The organism is Clavibacter sp. MX14-G9D, from assembly GCF_032917815.1.
Lineage (GTDB): Bacteria > Actinomycetota > Actinomycetes > Actinomycetales > Microbacteriaceae > Clavibacter > Clavibacter michiganensis_K.
Genome location: NZ_JAVCVL010000141.1, coordinates 1 through 7,279 on the forward strand (window position 1 = coordinate 1; position 7,279 = coordinate 7,279).

Sequence of the window (7,279 nt, forward strand, 5' to 3'; positions counted from 1 at the left end):
CAGGCCGCGGGATCGCGCGGGGCACGGCGACGGCCGGCACGGCGGCCGGCGGCACGGCGGGGGGCGGCAGGCTCCGTCGTCGGCGTGTCGCGTTCGGTCACGCCGTCAGGCTAGTGTCCGGCCGCCGCGACGGCCAGGTCCGGGCGACGCCCGGACCCCACGGGGCGTCAGGCCGGCGTCACGTCGATGAGCACCTTGCCGGTCACGCCGTCCTCGACCGCCTGGTGCGCGTCGGCGGTCCGCTCCAACGGGAAGCGGTGCAGCGGCAGGCCCGCCTCCTCGCCGACGGGCAGGGCGCCGTCGATGAGCGCCAGGTGGATGTCGGCGCGGGCGGCGTCGAGCGCCTCCTGGCCGACCGTGTACAGCAGCAGGAACTGGTAGCGGAGGTTCTTCACGAAGCTGTCGACCACGGGCAGCGTGACGGTGTCGCCGCCGTTGTTCGCGTAGACCGCGACGGACGCGCGGTTCCGCGCCACGCGCTGGTTCAGCCCGGCGTTCTGCGCGGGGGCGACCTCGACGATCAGGTCGACGCCGTCGGGCGCGATCTCGAGGATCGCCGTGGCCGCGTCGGTCGCGCGGTAGTCGACGACGTGCTGCGCGCCGGCGGCCGTGGCGAGGGCGCCCTTCTCCGGGGAGCTGACAGTGGTGATCACGGTGGCACCCGCCCAGCGCGCCAGCTGGATGGCGGCGTGGCCGACCGCGCCCGCGCCGCCCGCGACGAGGACGTGCCGTCCGGCGAGGGCGCCCGGGGCGAGGCGCGACGGCCCGTCCTCGGCGACGGTGAGCGCGCGGTGCGCGGTGACGGCGGGCACGCCGAGGCTCGCGCCGAGGTCGAAGGACAGGCCGTCCGGCAGGGGCGCGACGCGGTCCACCGGGAGCACCGTGCTCTCCTGCGCGGTGCCGGTGGGGCGGCCGTGCGCGGCCAGCATGATCCAGACGCGGTCGCCCACGGCGAGGTCGGTCACGTCGGGGCCGACGGCGTCGATGACGCCCGCGCCGTCCTGGTTGGGGACGACCTCGGGGAACGGCAGCTCCTGGCCGGGCGACCCGCCGTCGCGGGACTTCCAGTCGGTGGGGTTCACGCCGGACACGACGACGCGGACGCGCACCTCGCCGGGGCCGGGGGCGGCCTCGTCGCGGTCGACGGGCTGCAGGACGTCGGGGGCACCGGTGCGGGTGTAGGTGATCGCTCTCATGCCACCATCCAACGCCCGGCACCCGCGCGGTGTTCCTGCCGTCAGCCGCCGAGCGTGTCGTGCGTGAGCCGGCCGCCGAGGAGGGTGGCCGACACGCGCATCGCGCGGAGGTCGTCCGCGGTGGTGGACGGCGCGAGCGGATCCGCCTCCACGACCGCGATGTCGGCCCGCTCCCCCGGCGCCACGCGCGTGCGGACGGACGCGTCGAGCGCCGCGGCGCGGTCGATGGACTGCTCCGGGTGCCACGGCGCCCGGCCGTCGCGCGACCGGCCGACGGCGGCGGACATGGTGGCCCACGGGTCCAGCGGCGCGACGGGGGCGTCGGAGCCGAGCACGAGGCGGGTGCCCGCGGCGCGCAGGTCGGCGAGGGGGAACGCGCGGCCCGTGCGGCCGGCCCAGTAGACGTCGGCGACGTCGCGGTCGTCCATGGCGTGCTCCGGCTGCACGCTCGCGACCACCCCGAGCGCCGCGAAGCGCGCCACGTCCTCGCGGGTGAGGAGCTGCGCGTGCTCGATGGACCCGGCGAGGCCCAGGGCGTCGCGGTGCGTCCCGCGCAGCACCTCGTCGAGGTGCGCGAACGCGTCGAGGGCGAGCCGGTTCGCGTGGTCGCCGATGGCGTGGATCGCGGGCCGGAGCCCCTGGCGCGCGGCGCGCACCATGATCCCCCGCAGCTCGTCCGGCGGCACCGAGAGGGTGCCGCACGCGCCGCCGTGCGCCGCGCCGCCCTGGCCGTCGAGGTCGGGGTACGGGTCGAAGCAGTACGCGGTGCGGGTGTTGAGCGACCCGTCCGTGACGACCTTCGCGGGGCCGACGCGCACGAGGCCCCCGGTGCCCGGGAGGAGGTCGCCCGTGCGGAGCCCCTCGTCGCGGGCGCGGTCGAGGTGCTGCGGCCAGACGCCGAACTCGACGCGGAGGGCGTCGTGGCCGAGGGCGGCGAGGCGGCGCCAGCGGTCCTGGTTCTCGTCGATCTCGAGGTCGACCACGCCGACCACGCCGCGGCGGGCGGCGTCGCGCGCGACCTGCACGGCGCGCGCGTCGAGCGACGACGCGTCGCCCTCCTCCACGCGGTACATGAAGTCGAAGCAGTCGTCCTCGCGCAGGAGGCCCGTGGGGTGGTCGCCGTAGCCGTGCGGACCGAGCGCCGCCGAGCTCGCCCAGCAGCAGTGCAGGTCGCCGCTGACGAGGAGCACGGGGGTGTCGCCCGCGACGGCGTCGAGGAGCTCCTTCGTGGGGAGGTCGGGCCAGAGGCCGTCGCGGAAGCCGTAGCCGACGAGCGCCTCGGGCGCGCCCGCGGTCGTGACCGCGCCGCCCGCGCCGGACGCCGCGTCGCGGGCGGCGAGGGCGTCCCGGACGAGCGCGACGGCCTCCGCGGCGGAGGCGACGCGGGACAGGTCGAGCCGCCGCGACACCTTCGTCCACTGGGTGAAGTGCACGTGCGCGTCCCACAGGCCCGGGATCACGAAGCGGCCGTCGAGGGCGCGCGTCTCCACGCCCGGGGCGTCGGCGGATCCGGCGGGGACGACCGCGGCGATCACGCCGTCGCGTACGAGCACGTCGACGGGCGCGTCGGATCCGGGCAGGCGCCCGCCCGCCAGGAGCAGCGCGGTCACTCGGCGGTCCCGGACGCTCCGGCGGTCCCGGGCACGTCGCCGGCGTCGTCGGCCCGGGCGGCCGCGCGCCGCATCTCCGCGGCGAGCGCCGGGTTCGGGTACTCCGCGCCGTGCTCCAGCTCGTGGAGCACGCGCTCGACCACGCGGGCGGGCTTGTTCTGGCTGAGCTTCGCCTTCGCGACGACGCGCGTGGCGACGAGGCGGAGGCCCACGGTCCCGGCGCTGATGCGGGCGGCGTAGGCGGCGTCCGGAGCCGTCCCCCCGATCCGGCGCGGCGCGGGCATGCGGTCCTCGAAGTGGTCCACGAGCGCGCCGAGCACGCGCAGGTTCTCCTCCGCGGAGAGGATCTCGACGCGGCAGGTGAGGTGCGCGCTGATGTGGTTCCAGGTGGGCACGGCCGGGTCGGCGTCGTACCAGCCGGGCGACACGTAGCCGTGCGGGCCCTGGACGATCACCAGCACCTCGGCCTCGACTCCCGAGCGCTCGCCGAGCTCGTGGATCCGCTCGTCGGGACGGCCCACGTGGGTGAGGAGCGTGAGGTCGTCGCGCGCGGGATCCAGCAGCACCGGGTAGTGCGAGGCGACGAGGCCCGCACCCGTGCCGCTGACGATCGTGGCCCACGGGTTCTCCGTGACGAGGCGGCGGATCTCGGCCACGTCCTCGAGCGCGAACGACGGGTTCTCCCTCACCGGGCGGCCCGCCGCGGCTCGAGGGCGGACGGTGGGGCGAGGCGCATGACGGGATGCTACCGGCCGCCGGCCGGGTGGGAGACCGCCCTCACCGCGCGCGCAGGCCCTCGAACCCGTCGTCGCGCCACTCGCCCGCGAGGCGCTCCCCCGCGTCGGCCGCCCGGACCTCGCGCTGCCGCAGCTCGACCCGGCGGATCTTCCCCGACGCGGTCTTCGGCAGCTCCCCGAACTCGACGCGGCGCACCCGCATGAACGCGGGGCACCGCTCGCGCGCGTGCCGCAGCACGGCGAGGGCCGTCTCCGCGTCCGGCTCCCACCCGGCCGCGAGGTGCACGTACGCCTTCGCGACGTTGAGCCGCACGGGGTCCGGGGCGCCGACGACCGCGGCCTCCGCGACCGCCGGGTGCTCGAGGAGCACGCTCTCGACCTCGAAGGGCGACACCTTGTAGTCGGAGGACTTGAAGATGTCGTCGGTGCGCCCGATGAAGGTGATGGAGCCGTCCGCGTCCCGCCGGGCCACGTCGCCCGTGTGGAAGTACCCGTCGCGCATCGACTCGTCCGTCCGGGCGTCGTCGCCCAGGTACCCGGCCATGAGGTTCACCGGCCGGGTCGCGAGGTCGAGGCAGATCTCGCCCTCCTCGGCGGGCTCGCCCGAGACGGGGTCCACGAGGACGAGGTCGACGCCCGGCAGAGCCGTGCCCATGGAGCCCGGCACGACGGGCGCGCCGGGCGGGTTCGCGACGATGGCGGTGGTCTCCGTCTGGCCGTAGCCGTCGCGGATCACGAGCCCCCACCATTCCTCGATGCGCGCGATGACCTCCGGGTTCAGCGGCTCCCCGGCGGACACGATCTCCCGCAGCCTCCCCGGCCGCGCGCGGATCCCGGCCTGGATGAGCATGCGCCACACCGTGGGCGGGGCGCAGAACGTGGTGACCCCGGCGCGGTCGAGCTGCTCCACGAGCGCGTGCGCGTCGAAGCGCGCGTAGTCGTGCACGAAGACGGTCGCCTCGGCGATCCACGGCGCGAAGAAGCAGCTCCACGCGTGCTTGCCCCAGCCCGGGGAGCTGATGGCGAGGTGCACGTCGCCGGGCTGGAGCCCGATCCAGTAGGTGGTCGTGAGGTGCCCGACGGGGTACGACGTGTGCGTGTGCACGACCATCTTCGGCTTGCTCGTGGTGCCGGAGGTGAAGTAGACGAGGGCGGGATCCGTCGACGCGACCTCGACGCCCACCCGGTCGGCGGTCGCGCGGTCGGCGTCGCGGTAGTCGGCCCAGCCGCGGGGCGCGGGCGCCGCGTCCGTCGCGCCGATCGCGATGCGGGCGTATCCGCCGGGCACGTCGTCGAACACGGCCGTGTGCGCGAGGTCGGCGATGACCTGGCGGACGCCGGCGCGCTCCACCCGGTCGGCGAGGTCGGCGGCGCCGAGCACCGTGGAGGTGGGCAGGATCACGGCGCCCGCCTTCATGATGGCGAGCATCGTCTCCCACAGCTCCACCCGGTTCCCGAGCATGAGCATCACGTGGTCGCCCTTCCGCACGCCCTGCGCGACGAGCCAGGTCGCGACGCGGTCGGAGCGCGTCGCCATCTCGTCGAAGGTGAGGCTGCGCTCGGATCCGTCGCCGGCGACCACGCGCAACGCCACCCGGTCGTTCCCGCGCGCGATCTTGTCGAACCAGTCGACGGCCCAGTTGAAGGAGCCGCCCACGTCCGGCCAGCGGAAGCGCTCGACCGCGGATGTCCGGTCGGTGCGCATCTCCTGCAGGAGGTCACGGGCGGCGCGGTAGGAGGAGTCGGCTGGGGGCATGGGTCCATCCTGCTGCCCGCGCCTCCGAGCCGGGCGCAGGGGATCCGGGGACCGCACCGATCGGCGCCGGGCTCCGAAGTCAACCGGTAGTGCACGAACTCATCACGGAGGGAAGGACCGCAGCATGACCGAGATCACCGCCCACCACGGGCTCCTGAAGGACACGCACCTGCACGTCGACGACACCGGGGGCACGGGCCGCCCCGTCGTGCTCATCCACGGCTGGCCGCTCTCCGGCGAGTCCTGGAGCAAGCAGGTCCCCGCGTTCGCCGCCGCCGGCTTCCGCGTCATCACCTACGACCGCCGCGGCTTCGGGCGCAGCGACAAGCCGCTCACGGGCTACGACTACGACACGTTCGCCGACGACCTCGACGCGCTCCTCGACCAGCTCGACCTGGTCGACGTCACCCTCGTCGGCTTCTCGATGGGCGGCGGCGAGATCGCCCGCTACATCGGGACGCACGGGGAGGCGCGCCTGCACAGCGTGGTGTTCGCCTCCGCCGTGCCGCCGTACCTGATACAGGGCGACGACAACCCGGACGGCCCCCTCACCAAGGACGCCGCCGCCGAGATGACCGCGGGGCTCACGAAGGACGAGGACTCCTTCTACGACGGGTTCACCACCGCGTTCTACTCGGCGAACGGGGCGCTCAGGGTCACCGAGGCCGAGCGCCAGGAGGCCATCGCGCTCGCGCACCAGTCGAGGAAGCACGCGGCGCTCGCGTCGATGGCCGCCTTCGCGACCACGGACTTCCGCGACGACCTGACGAAGGTCACCGTCCCGACCCTCGTCATCCACGGGGACGGCGACGGCACCGTCCCCTTCGAGGGGTCCGGCGCGCGCACGCACGCGGCCATCGCGCACTCCGAGCTGCACGTGGTCCCGGGCGCCCCGCACGGCGTGACGGTCAGCCACCCCGAGGAGTGGAACCGCGTCGTGCTGGAGTTCCTCGCGAAGTAGGACGCACCACCCGCAGGGGCGCTGATCCGGTCGGGTCAGCGCCCCTGCGTGCGCTTGTAGGGCTTCGGCTGCCCCTTCACCACCGGCGCGCGGCCCTGGCCCTTGGACGCCTTCGCCTTCCCGCCGGCGGGCGGCTTCGGCGCCTCGGGCGGGGTGGACGGCTTCGCGAGCTCCTCGAGCGCCTCCTCGTAGGCGAGGCGGCCCGTCTTCGTCAGCCGCGTCTCGGTGGCCTGCGGGTCGAAGACGGCCCTGCCGTAGTGCTCCTCGACGGCGCGGATGGACGAGGCGAGCTTCGCGCGCGAGATGCCGAGCTGATCCGCGGCCTTCGGCAGGTGCAGCACCTCGGCCGCGACCACGAAGTGACGCTGGTGGCTGATCTTCACGGTGGTGCCTCTCGTCGCGGCGGATGCCGGATCCCCCACGGTACAGGCCGGGCACGGCCGGCCCCGGCCGTGCGGGCCGCGCCCGGGCGCGGGAGGACGCCCGACGCGACCGGTAGCGTCGGGGCCGGGACGGATCCGACGAGGGGGCACGGCATGGCGGGACTCGAGGTCGTGGCCGCGGTGATGATCCGCGACGGGCGGGCGCTCGCCTGCCGCCGCGCGCCGCACAAGCCGGGCGCGGGGACCTGGGAGTTCCCGGGCGGCAAGGTCGAGGCCGGCGAGCGGCACGAGGCGGCGCTCGTGCGGGAGATCCGCGAGGAGCTCGGGATCGACGTGGCCGTCGGCGCCCTCGTCGACCGCTCCGAGGTGCCCGTCGGCGATCGCGTCATCGACCTCGCCTGCTACCGGGTGGCACCGCTCGGTCCGCTGCCCACCGCGAGCACCGACCACGACGAGCTGCGCTGGGTGCCGCTCGCGGACCTCGGCCACCTCGGCTGGTCCGCGCCGGACCTGCCCGCCGTGCGGAGCCTCGTTCTCGCGACGCGGCACCCGGACGCCGACCGGCTGATCGACCCGGCCGCCCCGCGACCGGCGCCGGACGCGGAGCACGACCGGCACGCCGGGCGCCTGCGGGAG

The 7,279-nt window shown here is 75.5% G+C and carries 7 protein-coding genes; 2 read left to right on the top strand and 5 right to left on the bottom strand.

What is annotated here, in order from left to right:
* Positions 1–167: 167 nt before the first annotated feature.
* The 4 genes from Q6969_RS11200 to Q6969_RS11215 form a co-directional block, all read right to left on the bottom strand.
* Complete coding sequence (locus Q6969_RS11200) at positions 168–1,196, bottom strand: NADPH:quinone reductase (RefSeq protein ID WP_317230510.1); 1,029 nt, start codon at positions 1,194–1,196, stop codon at positions 168–170.
* Positions 1,197–1,237: 41 nt separating this feature from the next.
* On the bottom strand, positions 1,238–2,806 hold the full coding sequence (locus Q6969_RS11205; protein ID WP_317230511.1) for an amidohydrolase: 1,569 nt from the start codon (positions 2,804–2,806) through the stop codon (positions 1,238–1,240).
* Entirely contained in the window at positions 2,803–3,495 is a 693-nt protein-coding gene (locus tag Q6969_RS11210) for an FMN-binding negative transcriptional regulator (RefSeq protein ID WP_317230512.1), read from the bottom strand. Before Q6969_RS11210 ends, Q6969_RS11205 begins: the two co-directional genes overlap by 4 nt.
* Before the next feature lie 88 nt (positions 3,496–3,583).
* Positions 3,584–5,299, bottom strand: a complete 1,716-nt coding sequence (locus Q6969_RS11215; RefSeq protein WP_317230513.1) for an AMP-binding protein — start codon at positions 5,297–5,299, stop codon at positions 3,584–3,586.
* A 124-nt stretch (positions 5,300–5,423) separates the two neighbouring features.
* Here Q6969_RS11215 and Q6969_RS11220 point away from each other — a divergent pair, with 124 nt between their 5' ends.
* The gene (locus tag Q6969_RS11220) at positions 5,424–6,260 is read left to right on the top strand and encodes an alpha/beta hydrolase (protein ID WP_317230514.1); all 837 of its coding nucleotides are present in this window, start codon (positions 5,424–5,426) and stop codon (positions 6,258–6,260) included.
* 35 nt (positions 6,261–6,295) lie between these two features.
* On the opposite strand, the gene Q6969_RS11225 is transcribed toward Q6969_RS11220, so the two are convergent.
* A complete protein-coding gene (locus tag Q6969_RS11225; protein ID WP_317230515.1) occupies positions 6,296–6,643 on the bottom strand; it encodes a LysR family transcriptional regulator in 348 nt (115 codons plus the stop codon).
* A gap of 153 nt (positions 6,644–6,796) precedes the next feature.
* On the opposite strand from Q6969_RS11225, the gene Q6969_RS11230 reads away from it, so the two are divergent.
* The coding region (locus Q6969_RS11230; protein ID WP_317230516.1) for a (deoxy)nucleoside triphosphate pyrophosphohydrolase at positions 6,797–7,279 on the top strand (483 nt) is incomplete at its 3' end.

What these genes read in the sequence shown, in the direction of transcription:
- Q6969_RS11200 (WP_317230510.1), bottom strand. Translation starts at nt 1,196, where the DNA reads ATGAGAGCGATCACCTACACCCGCACCGGTGCCCCCGACGTCCTGCAG.
- Q6969_RS11215 (WP_317230513.1), bottom strand. Translation starts at nt 5,299, where the DNA reads ATGCCCCCAGCCGACTCCTCCTACCGCGCCGCCCGTGACCTCCTGCAG.
- Q6969_RS11220 (WP_317230514.1), top strand. Translation starts at nt 5,424, where the DNA reads ATGACCGAGATCACCGCCCACCACGGGCTCCTGAAGGACACGCACCTG.